At 48.2% G+C, this 15,250-nt stretch carries 10 protein-coding genes; 2 read left to right on the top strand and 8 right to left on the bottom strand.

Annotated features, from left to right (window positions below; all coding sequences use genetic code 11):
* Window positions 1–79 precede the first annotated feature (79 nt).
* From OZ401_RS24555 to OZ401_RS24535, 5 genes are all read right to left on the bottom strand, one after another.
* The gene (locus tag OZ401_RS24555; RefSeq protein WP_341471971.1) at window positions 80–658 is read right to left on the bottom strand and encodes a hypothetical protein; all 579 of its coding nucleotides are present in this window, start codon (window positions 656–658) and stop codon (window positions 80–82) included.
* 29 nt (window positions 659–687) lie between these two features.
* A complete protein-coding gene (locus OZ401_RS24550; RefSeq protein WP_341471970.1) occupies window positions 688–2,958 on the bottom strand; it encodes a 6-bladed beta-propeller in 2,271 nt (756 codons plus the stop codon).
* Window positions 2,959–2,979: 21 nt separating this feature from the next.
* The gene (locus OZ401_RS24545) at window positions 2,980–5,325 is read right to left on the bottom strand and encodes an SMP-30/gluconolactonase/LRE family protein (protein ID WP_341471969.1); all 2,346 of its coding nucleotides are present in this window, start codon (window positions 5,323–5,325) and stop codon (window positions 2,980–2,982) included.
* A gap of 126 nt (window positions 5,326–5,451) precedes the next feature.
* Entirely contained in the window at window positions 5,452–6,867 is a 1,416-nt protein-coding gene (locus tag OZ401_RS24540; RefSeq protein ID WP_341471968.1) for a hypothetical protein, read from the bottom strand.
* A 14-nt stretch (window positions 6,868–6,881) separates the two neighbouring features.
* A complete protein-coding gene (locus tag OZ401_RS24535; protein ID WP_341471967.1) occupies window positions 6,882–7,076 on the bottom strand; it encodes a helix-turn-helix domain-containing protein in 195 nt (64 codons plus the stop codon).
* A 562-nt stretch (window positions 7,077–7,638) separates the two neighbouring features.
* Between OZ401_RS24535 and OZ401_RS24530 the strand changes: the two genes are divergently transcribed.
* Complete coding sequence (locus OZ401_RS24530) at window positions 7,639–9,867, top strand: 6-bladed beta-propeller (RefSeq protein WP_341471966.1); 2,229 nt, start codon at window positions 7,639–7,641, stop codon at window positions 9,865–9,867.
* Window positions 9,868–10,185: 318 nt separating this feature from the next.
* Window positions 10,186–12,069: a serine/threonine protein kinase gene (locus tag OZ401_RS24525; protein ID WP_341471965.1), complete on the top strand. Its 1,884-nt coding sequence runs from the start codon at window positions 10,186–10,188 to the stop codon at window positions 12,067–12,069.
* Window positions 12,070–12,090: 21 nt separating this feature from the next.
* Here the strand turns inward: OZ401_RS24525 and OZ401_RS24520 are convergent, their stop codons facing one another.
* The 3 genes from OZ401_RS24520 to OZ401_RS24510 form a co-directional block, all read right to left on the bottom strand.
* On the bottom strand, window positions 12,091–13,209 hold the full coding sequence (locus OZ401_RS24520; protein WP_341471964.1) for an NHL repeat-containing protein: 1,119 nt from the start codon (window positions 13,207–13,209) through the stop codon (window positions 12,091–12,093).
* A 76-nt stretch (window positions 13,210–13,285) separates the two neighbouring features.
* The gene (locus tag OZ401_RS24515) at window positions 13,286–14,437 is read right to left on the bottom strand and encodes an NHL repeat-containing protein (protein WP_341471963.1); all 1,152 of its coding nucleotides are present in this window, start codon (window positions 14,435–14,437) and stop codon (window positions 13,286–13,288) included.
* A 185-nt stretch (window positions 14,438–14,622) separates the two neighbouring features.
* A complete protein-coding gene (locus OZ401_RS24510; protein WP_341471962.1) occupies window positions 14,623–14,811 on the bottom strand; it encodes a hypothetical protein in 189 nt (62 codons plus the stop codon).
* Window positions 14,812–15,250 lie beyond the last annotated feature (439 nt).

The following is a 15,250-nucleotide window of genomic DNA, read 5'->3' as shown; positions in this document are numbered from 1 at the left end:
AGATTGGAACTACCTCAAGCAACTGCTCCTACTATATTAGGGAAGAAGCGGAGAAAAAGCGGGAAATGTCGCTAAAAATCTATTTGGAGTGTAACTCCTCATCCAAACGTCGGTAAATCTCTTGAAGCTCGGACTGTTCCTGCTCAGCGGGACCTTCGGAGCGGGCGAACTCGGACTCCCAAGCAACCGTTTGAGCGAGGGAGGGATTATTTAGCAGGCTGCGGCTACTGGCTTCCAGCGCTACCGAGAGGGTCTCATCGAGACTGGCGCCACGGGCAATCGCCTGTTCGAGGTCGTGCTGCATTCTGGAAAGCTCAGCCGGGCTGGCTCCCGACAGCATCGAAGCGGAGAGGTTGGAAAGGGATTGCCCGAAAGCGGTGGAGGCGCGCACCTGCTCACGGGTGAGGGAAAGGGTTTCGAGTTGGAGCAGATACTTCTCCCAGGCTTTGATCTGGGCGGTAGTCCAGAGGTAACGGCGGGAGATAAGCTCACACTGGGGTTGGTCGTCCATAGAGCGGGCGCGACGAGCCAAATCCCAATAGCGCTTCTGGTGCTGGCGGCACTCGGCGAGGTAGGAACGGATGCGGTTCAGTCCCTGCCGGAACTCGACCTCGCGCTCCTGCTCCTTCTTCTTGCGGTTGCCCTCAAACAGGTTCATGCCCTTACCCCTCTCTTTCTTGTGATTGATTAGCGCTGCCGGAACTTCTGGATACGGTTGTTGCCAGAATCTGCCACATAAACATTGCCCTGCTCATCCACCGCTACGCCTTCAGTAAAGTTAAACTGCCCATCCCCGCTACCGCTGCTACCCCATTTGCTCAACAGCCTGCCGCTTCCGTCAAACTTCTGGATTCGGCTATTTCCTGTATCGGCGACAAAGATATTGCCCCGCTCATCTACCGCTACTCTCCCGCCAGCGCTATCCCATTTGCTCAGGAACTTGCCATTAGTGTCAAACTTCTGGATGCGGTTGTTGTTAGCATCAGCGACAAAGACATTGCCCTGTCCATCTATTGCTATGCCATTGGGCCAGTTAAACTGCCCATCCCCGCTGCCCTTGCTATCCCATTTGCTTAGCAATCTGCCACTCCCGTCAAACTTTTGGATTCGGCTATTTCCTGTATCGGCGACAAAGACATTGCCCTGTCCATCTACTGCTATGCCATAGGCCCAACTAAACTGCCCATTCCCACTACCGCCGCTACCCCACTTGAGGAGGAACTTGCCATTAGTGTCAAACTTCTGGATAACGTCACCTGCGACAAAGACATTGCCCTGTCTATCTACTGCTATGCCAATTATTTCATTACCGCTGCTGCCCCATTTGGTCAGGAACTTACCGTTCTGATCAAACTTCTGGATGCGTTGGTTACCCCTATCGACTACAAAGAGATTACCTTGCCCATCAACCGCTATTCCTTCGGGATTGCTAAACTGCCCATCTCCATTATTTCCGCTGCCCCATTTGAGTAGAAATCTCCCATTGCTATCAAACTTCTGGACACGGTTGTTGTTAGTATCAGCGACAAAGAGATTACCCTGCCCATCCACTGCTATTCCAGTACCGCTGCTATCCCACTTGAGGAGAAACCTACCGTTCCCATCGAATTTCTGGATACGTACAGAATCAACCACATAAACGTTACCCTGCCCATCCACTGCTATTCCTCGAGGCCAGAGAAACTGCCCATCCCCTGTATTAAAGCTGCCCCACTTAAGAAGGAACTTTCCATTGTTGTCGAACTTTTGAATACGGTGGTTAGCCATATCAGCCACGTAGACATTGCCTTGCCCGTCCATTGCTACTTCTCTAGGGTCGTTAAACTGCCCAGCTTCATTTCCTTGACTACCCCACTTGAGGAGAAGATTACCCTTTCCATCGAACTTCTGGATACGATGATTGACAGAGTCAGTGACAAATACATAGTCCTGCCCGTCCACTGCAATACCATAGGGATCCCTAAACTGCCCATCGCCGCTGCCGAAACTACCCCACTTGAGGAGAAATCTACCACTTCCATCAAACTTTTGGATACGAGAGTTACCCCAATCAGCAACATAAATATTGCCTTGTCTATCTACTGCTATTCCAAAGGGAGCGCTAAACTGTCCACCTTCATTTCCTTGACTACCCCACCTAGAAATAAATTTGCCACTACCATCATATTTTTGAATTCTATTATTATCTTTATCGGCAACATAAACATTACCTTGCCCATCCACTGCTATTTCTGACGGGTTCTTAAGTCCGTTATAATTTCCCCCAATCTTCCATACGAAATCAACGTTATCAGCCTTGGGGGTTTTAATCTGCTTTCCCAATAGCCCCAGTAATACGTCATAGGGCGTACCGGCATTTTCGGGGTGTGACTCAAATCTAGCCCGTTCGAACCACTGCATTACATACACGTTCCCAGTTTCAGGGTCAACCTCTTTATGCTCCTCGCTGATGGGGTAGCCGAAGCGTTCCAAACCACCGTTCTGCTGCCAATACTCTAGGAAGTGGAAGCGCAGGTTGTGCCCGGTTTCAAGGAAGTACCACTGCACCTCTTTGGAATAAGCGTTGTTATAGAGGACATCCGCTTTCACGAAGTCGGGGTCAACCGTCAGCGCTTCCCGGCGCAGGTCTTTACCCAGCAACCCCGCCAGTACCTCGTACTTCGTACCAGCATTCTCAGGGTGTAGCTCAAGTCTGTGGCGCTCAAACCATTGGGTGAGGAATTGCTTGCCTGTCTCAGGGTCAGTCTCCATCTGCGCGTCGGTGATGGGGTAGCCGTAGGTGGGCAGACCACCGTTGTTGCGCCAATAATCCAGAAATTTCCCGCTCACCGTATGTTTGGTTTCGGGGAAATACTGGCTGGCTTCTGCCGCCAAAGCCGGGGCAAAATATCCAAAAAAGCTAAATGCCATTACCAGAATACCGAGCAAACAATATCTTAAAAGATTAGTGTATTTCATAAACTCCACTCTGACATTTAATTAGCGCTGCCGGAACTTCTGGATGCGGTTGTTGTTAGTATCAGCGACAAAGACGTTACCCTGCCCGTCCACCGATATTTCTGTGGGATCGATAAACTGTCCGTCCACATTACCGTAACTACCCCACTTGGTTAGAAACTTGCCGTTCTTGTCAAACTTCTGGATGCGATGATTGCCAGAATCAACCACAAATACATTACTTTGGTTGTCCACTGCTATTCCATTAGGTTGGTTAAATTGCGCGTCCTCGCTACCCCAACTACCCCATTTGGTCAAGAACCGGCCACTGCTATCAAACTTCTGGATACGGTTATTCCCGGAATCGGCAACTATGACGTTACTTTGTCCATTTACTGCTATAGCACCCAAATCGGAAAATTGCCCATCGCCTTCACCTTGACTACCCCAATTAGTTAGAAACCTGCCGTTCTTGTCAAACTTCTGGATACGGTGGTTATTAGTATCAGCGACGTAGAGATTACCCTGCCCGTCCACCGCTATCCCAGAAGGATTGAGAGCAAATTGCCCATCTCCACAACCATAGTAACATCCTCCCCACTTTAGAAGGAATTTACCACTTTCATCAAACTTCTGTATATTATTTTCATCCGCTATATAGACATTACCTTGCCCATCAAGTGCAATTCCCCTAAGATTGACAAATAACCCATCTCCTTTGCCAAAACTGCCCCATTTGGTTAGAAACCTGCCGTTCTTGTCAAACTTCTGAATGCGCTTGTTCCAGGTATCAGCGACGTAAAAATTGCCCTGCCCATCCACTGCTATTCCCTCAGGATAGTTAAACTGTCCGTCCGCAATAGCCTGACGACCCCATTTGAGGAGGAAATTGCCGTTTCCATCCAACTTTTGGATGCGATCATTCCAAGAATCAGCAACATAGACATTCCCTTGATCATCCACCGCGATTCCAGTAGGAGAATTAAACTGTCCATTCTCACCACCGTAGCTACCCCATTTGGTTAGAAACTTGCCGTTCTTGTCAAACTTCTGGATGCGATGGTTGCCAGAATCAGCGACATGGAGATTGCCCTGCCCATCCACCGCTATTGCAGTAATTTCCCCGCAATCCCACTTGAGGAGGAAATTACCGTTTCCATCAAATTTCTGGATCCTACCATTATAAGTGTCACCGATAAAAATATTGCCCTGCCCATCCACCGCTATTCCTTTTGGAAACCAAAACTGTCCATCTCCATTACCTCCGTTTCCCCATCTAGCTAGGAATTGACCATTCTTGTCAAACTTCTGGATGCGATGGTTATTAGTATCAGCAACGTAGACATTGCCCTGACTATCCACCGCTATTCCCTGAGGAGAATTAAACTGTCCATCTCCATTACCTCCGTTTCCCCATCTGGCTAAAAACGTCCCATTGCGGTCAAACTTCTGGATACGGTGGTTATTAGTATCAGCAACGTAGACATTGCCCTGACTATCCACCGCTATTCCCTGAGGAGAATTAAACTGTCCATCTCCATTACCTCCGTTTCCCCATCTGGCTAAAAACGTCCCATTGCGGTCAAACTTCTGGATACGGTGGTTATCAGTATCAGCAACGAAGACATTACCTTGCCCATCTACCGCTACTCTTCTAGGTTTTTTTAAATCGTTAAAGTTATTACCCCCAATTTCCCACATGAACTCGACGCTGCCAGCCTTGGGGGTTTTAATTTGCTTTCCCAGTAGCCCCAGCAGTATGTCATAGGGTGTATTAGCATTTTCAAGATGTGACTCAAATCTCGCCCGCTCGAACCACTGCATTACATACACATTGCCTGTCTCTGGGTCAATTTCACTATGTTCCTCGCTGATGGGATAGCCGAAGCGTTCCAGTCCACCGTTCTGCTGCCAATACTCTAGGAAGTGGAAGCGCAGGTTGTGCCCGGTTTCAAGGAAGTACCACTGCACCTCTTTGGAATAAGCGTTGTTATAGAGGACATCCGCTTTCACGAAGTCGGGGTCAACCGTCAGCGCTTCCCGGCGCAGGTCTTTACCCAGCAACCCCGCCAGTACCTCGTACTTCGTACCAGCATTCTCAGGGTGTAGCTCAAGTCTGTGGCGCTCAAACCATTGGGTGAGGAATTGCTTGCCTGTCTCAGGGTCAGTCTCCATCTGCGCGTCGGTAATGGGGTAGCCGTAGGTGGTTAGTCCACCGTTGTTGTTCCAGTAGTCCAGAAACTTCCCGCTCACCGTATGCCCCGTCTCAGGGAAATATTGATTAGCTTCTGCTGCCAGCGCCGGGGCAAACGGATTGAAGAACAAACTCATCGCTAAAGCTACCAGCCCAATCAACCCTGCTCGTATCAGCTTTATCCGGTTCTCCATCACCTGCGCTCCTTCATCACGTTATCCGTTTATGCCGTCTTCTTGATTGTAGTCTGCCTTTTTCGCCTTTTGAGAACCTGTCGCTAAAATTCTTTTCGGTGTTTCATTATCATGCTTACACTACTCTCACTCTTTAGGCTTCAACCTTAAGCCCTGAAACCACACCTCCAGATAGCACTCTGCCGACCCATCCCACCCCTCTATCCCTATCTCCAACGGGAAATGCTCCTCCGGTTGCCCAAACTCCTGCTCCATACTTCTTAACCCTCTGGCTTGCCCATCAAACTCCAGTTGCCCCACGTGCAGCGCTGCCCCTTTCCCATTTCTCAGGCTCAAATTCATCCGCCTACCCGTCGCAAAGCTGCGGATTGCAGTGGGAGCTGAAAGCCTAACCCTCACCTGCTCCTCATACACCCTTCGCCCAAATGCGCTCAATTCCTCGCTCCATTCCAATCGGTGGGTAGCCTGCTCGAAAGTGAGCGGGAAGCGGTAGGGTGGCGTGGTTTCTTCTCTGGCGCTGCGCCGCTTAAGCTCATCATAAAATCGCCGTCTGGTCTCCACCCACCTTTGCTCTGGATTTCCAGTATTGCGCTGCCTTTGCGCCTTGCGCTTGAGCACCTCATACCGCAGCACATCCCCGTACAAATAAAAAAGGTCTTGCCAGATCGCTTTAGCCTGTTCTTCTTCCGGCGGATAATGTCCCAACCGCAGCAATTCCACCAACCAACGACTGCGTAACTCATCTTGCCCGGAATACTGCTGGAAAAGTTCGCCGGACAAGAACTCTGCCAGCGGGTCACGCCTCGAGAGGGGTGGAAAACCTTCCAGCCTGGCACGGTTCAGCCGAAAATGCCCCAATTGACGAGGGTTTTCTTCCAGCAACTCTAAATCCAACAGAACTTGGTGCGCCGCGTACAACTTGGCAGGCGCAATGGCATACTTCCCCTTCTTCCTTAACTCGATACGCCCTTCCTCGGTCTCCCTTAACTCACCTTTCCGCAAAATCTCCCCCATCTCGGTGGAAGTAGCATTGTGGTTGGAGAAAACATTGATAGTCAGACCGAAGTAATGATTGAGCAAGCGTTTGGGTAAAGCCAAGTTCTTTTCGCCTCTGAGCGCTTGAATCCAACCGTTCCTGATATAGCTCAAGGGCTTCAGGATACCTTTTGGCTGCAAAGCGGCATAATTCTCAATCACAAACTGGGAATAGTGACCGGTGAGGGCAGAACCTTTGTTGAGCAAGCCTTTATTTTCTGCTTTACTGATAATATCTCCCACATCCTGCCGACCAACCCCACTCAACTCGACCAGTTCAGGAGTGTTAGTCTCAAAAGAACCGGGGGGATTAGCCCGCCAAGCGAGTTGGCGCTCCTTTTCGGTGGGCAAGGAAAGAATCTCCAATCTGGTTTTAGCTGCCAGATAGAAAATAGTGTCCCACAGATCGATTTCGTTGGCAGTCAAACAGGCAAAAGCCTTGGGCAGCCGATAATGAGTGGGTTCGAACTGAGCTTGGAAATATTTGGAACTGTCCTGCGATCTCATTGCGGACTCCTGAGTTACGGCTTAGGCTGGAGCGTAACGCCTTGCAACTTGCTATCGAGCCAACGGTCAATCAGCTCCTTCTGAAAGCGCCAGACCCTGCCAATTTTGATGGCAGGGATTTTATGATCCTGTGCCAGCCGGTAAACCGTATTCTTGTTAAGCTGAAGGTACTCGGCAAGTTGGTCAATGGTTAGGAGTTCATTGGTCATAGCAGCATCCTCACTCCGGCAGTTGGAACTTGCCCAACTGCATAACTAGGAAACTATTAAAATCTGATAAGAAGTAACGCCGAAAGACAAAGAAGTTAAATGCGTGCGATTGGATAAGTAAAGGCAAGCGAACCGAGGTTGGTAGTAAACAGTGGCATGAGATAGCTTGCAGTATATCCAATTACGTAACTTTAGCTATTATCCTAAACCAACATTACTAAAAAGATTAATATATGTAGTAAACAGGTAAACATTTTCTGAATATTTAAATTATTTGAGATAACAGGAAGGGAAGGCAACGTCAAATTGGGTCTAACGGGTTTGAAAATGGTCATAAGTTAGTGGAAAGGAGAGAAGTGGAAGGTAAAATAGACAAACGTGCAGGAAATATTTTTAGCGACACTTTTGAGTAGCAGGAATAAATCGGGTTACACTAGAAGTAAAATGTGTTTGTTGAGAGTTAGGGATACTTTACTCAAGAGAAGCTATATTGGTGCGATAAATTCAAAGCAATAATTGACCTGATTATACTAGAGTAGCGGTCGGGGAAGGCAGGATAAATATGAATCTAAAGCGTAGGGCAATTCGTTTTGGTTTGTTTACAATCGTATTGTTGTCGGTAAGTATGTTCTTTAATCCCTTTGCTCCGGCGTTGGCAGCGGAAGCAAGCCAATATTTCCCTGAGACGGGACACACGGTGAGCGGGAAGTTTCTGGACTACTGGCGCAACAACGGTGGACTAACCACCTACGGCTACCCCATCACCGACGCGCAGATGGAGACTGACCCTGAGACGGGCAAGACCTTCCTCACCCAGTGGTTTGAGCGGCACAGGCTGGAGTTACACCCTGAAAACGCTGGTACGAAGTACGAGGTACTGGCGGGACTACTGGGCAAAGACTTGCGTCGGGAAGCGTTGGCGGTTGACCCCGATTTCCTGAAAGCCGATGTGCTTTTCAATACTGCCTATTCCAAAGATGCGCAGTGGTATTTCCCCGAAACCGGACATAACCTACGCTTCCGCTTCCTAGAGTATTGGCAACAGAACGGAGGATTGGAACGCTTCGGCTACCCCATCAGCGAGGAGCATAAAGAGGTTGACCCTGAGACTGGCAACGTGTATGTGATGCAGTGGTTCGAGCGGGCTAGGTTTGAGTCTCACCCTGAAAACCAAAGACCCTACGAGGTGCTGCTGGGATTATTGGGTAAACAAATTAAAACCCCTAAGTCTGGCAATGTTGAGTTTGTTTGGAAGATTGGTGGAATTGCTTATAACGGGCTTAAAAAGCCCAATGGAGTAGCGGTAGATAAAAATGGCAATGTCTATGTAGCCGATACTGAAAACAATCGTATCCAGAAGTTTGACGGGAATGGTAACTTCCTGATCAGGTGGGGTAACCAAGGTAGTGGGGAAAGTCAATTTAACTACCCCAACGGAATTGCAGTGGATGGACAGGGCAATGTTTATGTCGGTGATAATAATCGGATTCAGAAGTTTGACGGGAACGGCAAATTCCTACTCAAGTGGGGTAGCTATGGTAGCGGGGATGGACAGTTTGTAAGCCTTTATGGAATTGGATTAGCCGTGGATACGCAAAACAATATCTACGTTGCTGATAGCAATAACCATCGGATTCAGAAGTTTGACGGGAATGGCAAATTCCTGCTCAAATGGGGGAGCAAGGGTGGCGGAGAAGGACAGTTTGACAATCCATATGGAATTGCAGTGGATGGGCAAGGGAATGTTTTTGTAGCCGATACCGCAAATAATCGGATTCAGAAGTTTGACGGGAACGGAAGCTTTTTGTTCAAATTTGGTAGTCAGGGCAGCGGGAATGCTCAGTTTGTGCGCCCTTGGGGAGTTTCAGTGGACGGACAAGGGAATGTATATGTGGTTGATTCTGGTAACAATCGAATCCAGAAATTAGATAAAAACGGGAAATTCTTGCTCAAATGGGGTTCTCAGGGAAGTGATGCTGGGCAGTTTAGCAACCCCTATAAGATAGCGCTTGATGTGCAGGGCAATGTATTTGTGGCAGATAATGATAACCATCGGATTCAGAAGTTTGACGGGAATGGCAACTTTCTGCTCAAGTTTGGTAGTCAGGGTAGCGGAAATGCTCAGTTTGTGCGCCCTTGGGGAATTGCAGTGGATGGGCAAGGGAATGTATATGTGGTTGATTCTGGGAACAGTCGAATCCAAAAGTTTGATGTGAGCGGGAGATTCTTGCTCAAGTGGGGTACTCCGGGAAGTGGCGATGGACAGTTTGCTACTCCTTATGGAGTTGCGGTGGCTGGACAAGGGAATGTTTTTGTAGCCGATACCGCAAATAATCGGATTCAGAAGTTTGACGGGAATGGTAACTTCCTGATCAAGTGGGGTGGCAAGGGTAACGGTAATGGGCAATTCAACCAGCCCCATACAATAGGTTTAGATGGGCAGGATAATATCTATATCGCTGATTCGGGTAATATTCGGATCCAGAAATTTGACGCGAGCGGGCAGTTTTTGACTAAATTGGGCAGTTTTGGTAATGGAGATGGGCAGTTTTTCTCGCTTGGCGGCATAGCAGTAGATAGGAAAGGAAATGTTTTTGCCTCGGATTCTGGGAACAACCGCGTTCGTATCCAAGGGTTTGATAGCAGTGGAAAGTTTCAACTTAAGTGGGGTAGCGAAGGTAGCGGAGATGGGCAGTTTCAATCTTCTATAGGTGTAGCTGTGGACGGGCAGGGCAATGTCTTCGTATTGGATACCGCCAATAGTCGCATCCAGAAATTCCGGCAGCGCTAGGCTTCGGGATTTCCCAAACCCACAGTCTCTACTGCCCGGCTCGAAGTTAGCGCTTTGAGCCGGGTTTTCCTTTTACCCCCCTACATATTTTTAGCGACACTTTCCGCTACCTCCCAAGCAACCCAAAAGTTTAACCCCGAAATCACTTCAGAGACGCAATATTTGCTAACATTTTGTCAGCGGCATATTCCGTTCATTTTTCTTTCAAGAGGGTAGCCTCGTGACCAAGCTCAGCAACTTTCAGTTCCCTAAGTGAGGTAGCGAGGTTAAAGCCGTTAGATTTCAACGTGCGCCGACAGATATTAACAGGAGAATACCATGCCGGAGAATGAAAAGTTTCAACCCGAACAGCCCAAACCCTACCAACCTTTCCCTGTCCTCCCCAATTCGAGGAGGGAACAAGCCACTGACAAAATGCCACCACCCCCACCTAAAGGGCTGGTAGAAGGTCGCTACTCTCTGCAACAACTACTGTGCGCCAGCGGAGATAATGAGGTGTGGCTAGCTTCAGAGGGGAATCGCACTCTAGCGCTGAAACGGGTCAAACCTTACCGCACCTTTCGCAGTTCCCAGCAATACCGCTTAGCTGGATACAGATTAGAGCGGGAGGCGGTATTGCTGCAACGCTTGGAAGGCTGTTCCCATATTCCGGCGTTATGGGGCTATGTCATTGAGGTAGAGGGACGAAATTATCTGGTAATGCCCTATTACGAAGGAGAGTCACTTCAGGAAAAGCTGGAGCAGCGCGGTCGCCTACCGGTATCGCAGGCTTGCCGAATTGCCCTCGACCTTTGCGCTGCACTGGAGTACGTCCATGCCAAAGGGATAATCCACCGCGATCTCAAGCCCTCACATGTGTTATTGGCTGCCAATGGAAAGGCGCTGCTCTCAGGGTTTGGTTCTGCCCTCCTGCTTACGGGAGAGGCTGAAAATGATGCGGAAGCGCTTGAAACCCCACTTGAAGCAACCCTGAATCATCCCGGTTCAGCCGAGTACATGTCCCCGGAACAGGCAAGGGGCGAAGGATTGGACGGACGCAGTGACCTGTATTCGCTGGGTTTGCTGCTGCACCTGATGCTGACCGGAAGCCCTTACCGGGCAGGACAGGGAGTGCAAATACGCGCTACCAACCCGGCAGTACCGCTTGCGCTGGAGCAGGTCCTTGCCAAAGTATTGCAGGAGAAACCTTCTCGGCGCTACCCGAATGCTGCCGCGCTGGAAGGGGCTATTCGGAAAGCGCTGCAACCTCACCGCTCTCGGGCAGGGGTGGCGGTAATATTGGTAGCGCTGTTAGCATTACTCATAACCCTGTTTGGTCTGAGCGGAATATTCTTAACCCAACCCGCGCCCACACCGTTTGGTGAAATGCTTACTACCATTCCGGCGGAAAAGAGCGTCATCACCACCAGTTCTGCGCTAACAAGCCCAAGCCCTGCAACGATCTCAGCCACTACTTCACCACTTTCCCCTATCCACACTCTTGCCAGAACCGCGCTTACCCTAGTACCTACTGTCACGCCCCTACCTACATCTACTCCTGTTATTCCGACTCCAACCCCGCTTCCAACGCCACTGGTCAGTAATGGGACTTTCAGTCGCGATTGGCAGCAGGGCTGGAACAGAGCCAGCGGGGAAGATTTGGGCGGTAAGAACGAGATAACCACCCTGCAATATCCCGCGATTGGGGGCACTGCGCTGCAACTGGAGCATAGCGGGCGGACTTATATGGCATTGTACCAGACGGTAAAGGTGGACAATTTCAGGTTGAGCTTTGGGGCGCAATTGGCGGGCTACACCACCACCAACGGACTATTTAGGGATTCGAGCGGAATTGCGGGGTTAGTTCTGAATTTCTACTACGAACTGCCGCAACAGGCGGACTTGAACCGCCCTGCCGGGACGCTGGCATATGTTACGGGCAGCAAGTTTGAGAACGGCAAGGGCTTCGGGCTGTACCCACTGACAACTTCGGCAAGAAGTGGGACGGTCGCGGTGCGAGGGTTTGAGGTGAAAGGGCAGAGCCTTTCCATACCGAATCTGGAAGAGGAAGTGCGGCGGCAGTTACCCGTGCTGGAGGGAAACCGGGTGAAAACGGTGACAATCTCTCTGTTCACGGGAGGTAGCAGCAAGTGCAAGGAGAACGAGTGTATTGCCCGCTTGTATGCCGGGCAAATCACTCTCGCTCCCCTCTCCAAATCCTGAAATAGAGGAAATCCCGAAAGCTTAACGCTGCCGGAATTTCTGGATTCTGCTATCCAGGACAATTACATTAAGGTTAGTATCAACTGCAAATTTGGGATATCCAATCTGACCATCACCATCTGTATGCGGTATATTAAACAAGATCGTATAGTTACCATCTTGAGTGTATTTGCTTATTGTTTGTTCTGAACCTTTTGAGGTATAGACATAAAAATTGCCTTTTTTATCTGTTGCATAATTAAAGAGATGATCAGCTGTAAACTGCCTAATTATGCTTCCATTAGTATCAATTACCTGGATGAGTCTTGGGTTTGACCCGGTATTGATTACATAAAGGTTTCCATCGGATCCAGTAAGAACTTCTGGTTCGTTAAAATTTCCTACCAACTCCCCTAAATATTGGCCATCTCGGGAGTATTTCACAATCTTCTTTCTTTCAGGTGAAAAATATAATATTCCCGAACGATCAGTTGCAATGTATCCAGCAAAATAGGTTGTGCCTGTGATATCCCAGCTACGTATTAAATTTCCATTCGAGTCAAAGACTTTAACCTTTTTTCCATCCGGTATAAATAAATTTTCCTCGTTATCAACAATGAAGTTAGTGAGGTAGCAACTTTCGATAAAAGTTGTTCTTTGCGAAAGAAATTGGCCGTTATTTGCAAATTTTTTCAGCCTATAAAACTCATTTGTACTACAACCTGCATTTGTATCGTATACATAGATATTATCTTTATTATCGATAAAAACATTTTGTAAGTTTTGGAATCTATCAGGTTCAAGCCCGGTCGTTCCCCATTGAGATTGAAATTTATCATTACTGTCAAATCTTTGTATCCGACCGTTATTAGTAGACAAACACCCTCCCCTCCCGCATGAATAGGAAGAGTCGAGAATAAACCTATTTCCTGTATTATCAATGGCCATATCGGTAAGTAGATTAAACTGTCCGGGGTTGGATCCCTTTGAACCAATTTTGCCAGTAATCTCACCATTTTGATTGAATGTAAAGAGGTTATTTATTTCATCACCAACATATATTGAATTGGTTTTATCTATCACGATTAAGACAGGAAGCCAGAGGCCTTGGGAGGCGCCATCAAAAGTTTTCAGGTATCTACCATTACTATCAAATTTCAATACCCTACTATTAGCACTTCTATCATTAAGATAGACATTATCCTGATTATCAACAGCAATTAAATCATGCCCGTACTTATCCGGTACGATCCATTCCCCCCAGGTAAATACCGTTGGGGCTAATTTTCATTATTCTAGAAGCTGTATAGTCATGGTTAACATCCAAGCGATAAAGAATCCCATCCTGCGAAATTGCAATGTTAGACGATCTTGTAAAGTCCGAATAATTACCGCCATATGCATTAATACTACCCAAAAATTTACCATCTGCTGAAAACTTTTGAATTCTGGGTTTTGTAGTTGTGCTAAAGTCTCCAGGATCAAGGGTAAATATTAAATTCTCAGGTGAGGCGACTACCTTCGTAACATTTGTAAACTGGCCATCACCATTTCCTTTATAACCCCATTTAGTAATAAGCCGACCGTCTCTATCAAATTTAACAATTTGATAATTTCCGGCATCTGCTACATAAACATTACCATTCGTATCAGTGGTTATGGAGCGTGCCCCTTTGATATCTCGATAAGAAGTCCCTTTTTTCCACATAAATTCAAATTTACTTTTAGGGGATTTAAGCTGGTTTCCCAGAAGACCAAGTAATACATCATAAGGGGTACCCAAATTTTCAGGATGGTATTCAAACCTGGCCCTCTCAAACCATTGCATTACGAATATCTGCCCGGTTTCCGGGTCAATTTCCCGGTGTTCCTCACTGATAGGATAGCCAAAACGCTCTAGTCCACCATTCTTCTGCCAATAATCTAGGAAGCGGAAGCGCAGGTTGTGTCCGGTTTCGGGGAAGTACCATTGCGCATCTTTGGAATAGGCGGTATTGAAAAGCACCTCCGCTTTCAGGAAATCGGGGTCAACCACCAACGCTTCCCGGCGCAGGTCTTTGCCCAGAAGTCCAGCCAACACCTCGTATTTCGTACCAGCATTCTCCGGGTGCAGTTCAAGCCTGTGCCGCTCAAACCACTGGGTCAGGAATTGCTTGCCAGTTTCAGGGTCAGTCTCCATCTGCGCCTCGGTGATGGGATAGCCGTAGGTGGGCAGTCCCCCATTGTTGCGCCAATAGTCCAGAAACTTCCCGCTCACAGTATGCCCGGTTTCTTTGAAATACTGGCTCTCCTCCGCAAATAGCGGGGTCAACACCGGATTGAACAATGTGCTTAGTAGTAATGTGGCAAACAATAAGCCAATTATCCCCTGACGCTTCCCGCTTCTCATTGCAGCTTCCTCCCTTTTGCCCAAGGCTTCCAATCAACTTTCGATTCCTTTTCCACCTGTTACAGAATAATACAAATCTCAACCGCTGTGTAAAACTGTCACTAAAAATCTTTTCTACCTACGTTAAATGCTTGGGGTAAATAAAACTGGACGCAAGGTTTATAGCCCTGCGCCCAGCTTAGAGGTTAGCCGTGTATTGGAGGTGTAGCCGAACCTCCTCCATCCGCTACCACTTGGGTAATAGAAGAGGAAGGGTTCACGGCTTGGGGGTTCGTGGGGTTACCCGCCACTACTTGTAGGGTCAGTAAAACTAGCGCTGCCAGCGCGAGCGCTTTGCGAGAGATTCGCTTGATCGCGTTAGATTGGGTAGACATCCAGACTCACCTCCATAAGGTAAGCTATGGTGGCTAAACTCAATTCCTAATCAGCTTTAGTCCGGGTTGGGGAGCAGTCTCTCAATTCCCCGGATGTGTTCCGATAGGTTTTGCTTTAGTCCCCGATTACTTGCCGAGCGCCAGCGCGAGTTACCTCGTAGGCGCGACAAAAGCGAAGGGTCTGGAAGTATTGACCGATAGTTACCGGCTATGGCAAAGAAAGAAAGTTGGGAACAAAGCTTGGTGCAAAAGCGCCGGTTGCGATAATGGGTGGGTAGTAAGCTTTCTAGTAGAAATGATACTGGAGGAAAGGGGGTAGGCGGATATTTGTCTCTAATATTCCTTAGCGGTAGAAAGTATGTGGAAAGTGTCGGGAAAAATCTTTGCCGGAGGGAAGGGAGAGCTGAAATGTAGTGATGCTGAGGGAGAATCAGTAGGA

Origin of the sequence: Candidatus Chlorohelix allophototropha, from assembly GCF_030389965.1 — a bacterium.
GTDB lineage: Bacteria > Chloroflexota > Chloroflexia > Chloroheliales > Chloroheliaceae > Chlorohelix > Chlorohelix allophototropha.
Note: the sequence above shows the minus strand (reverse complement) of the source record. Positions and strands in the feature narration are given on the sequence as shown.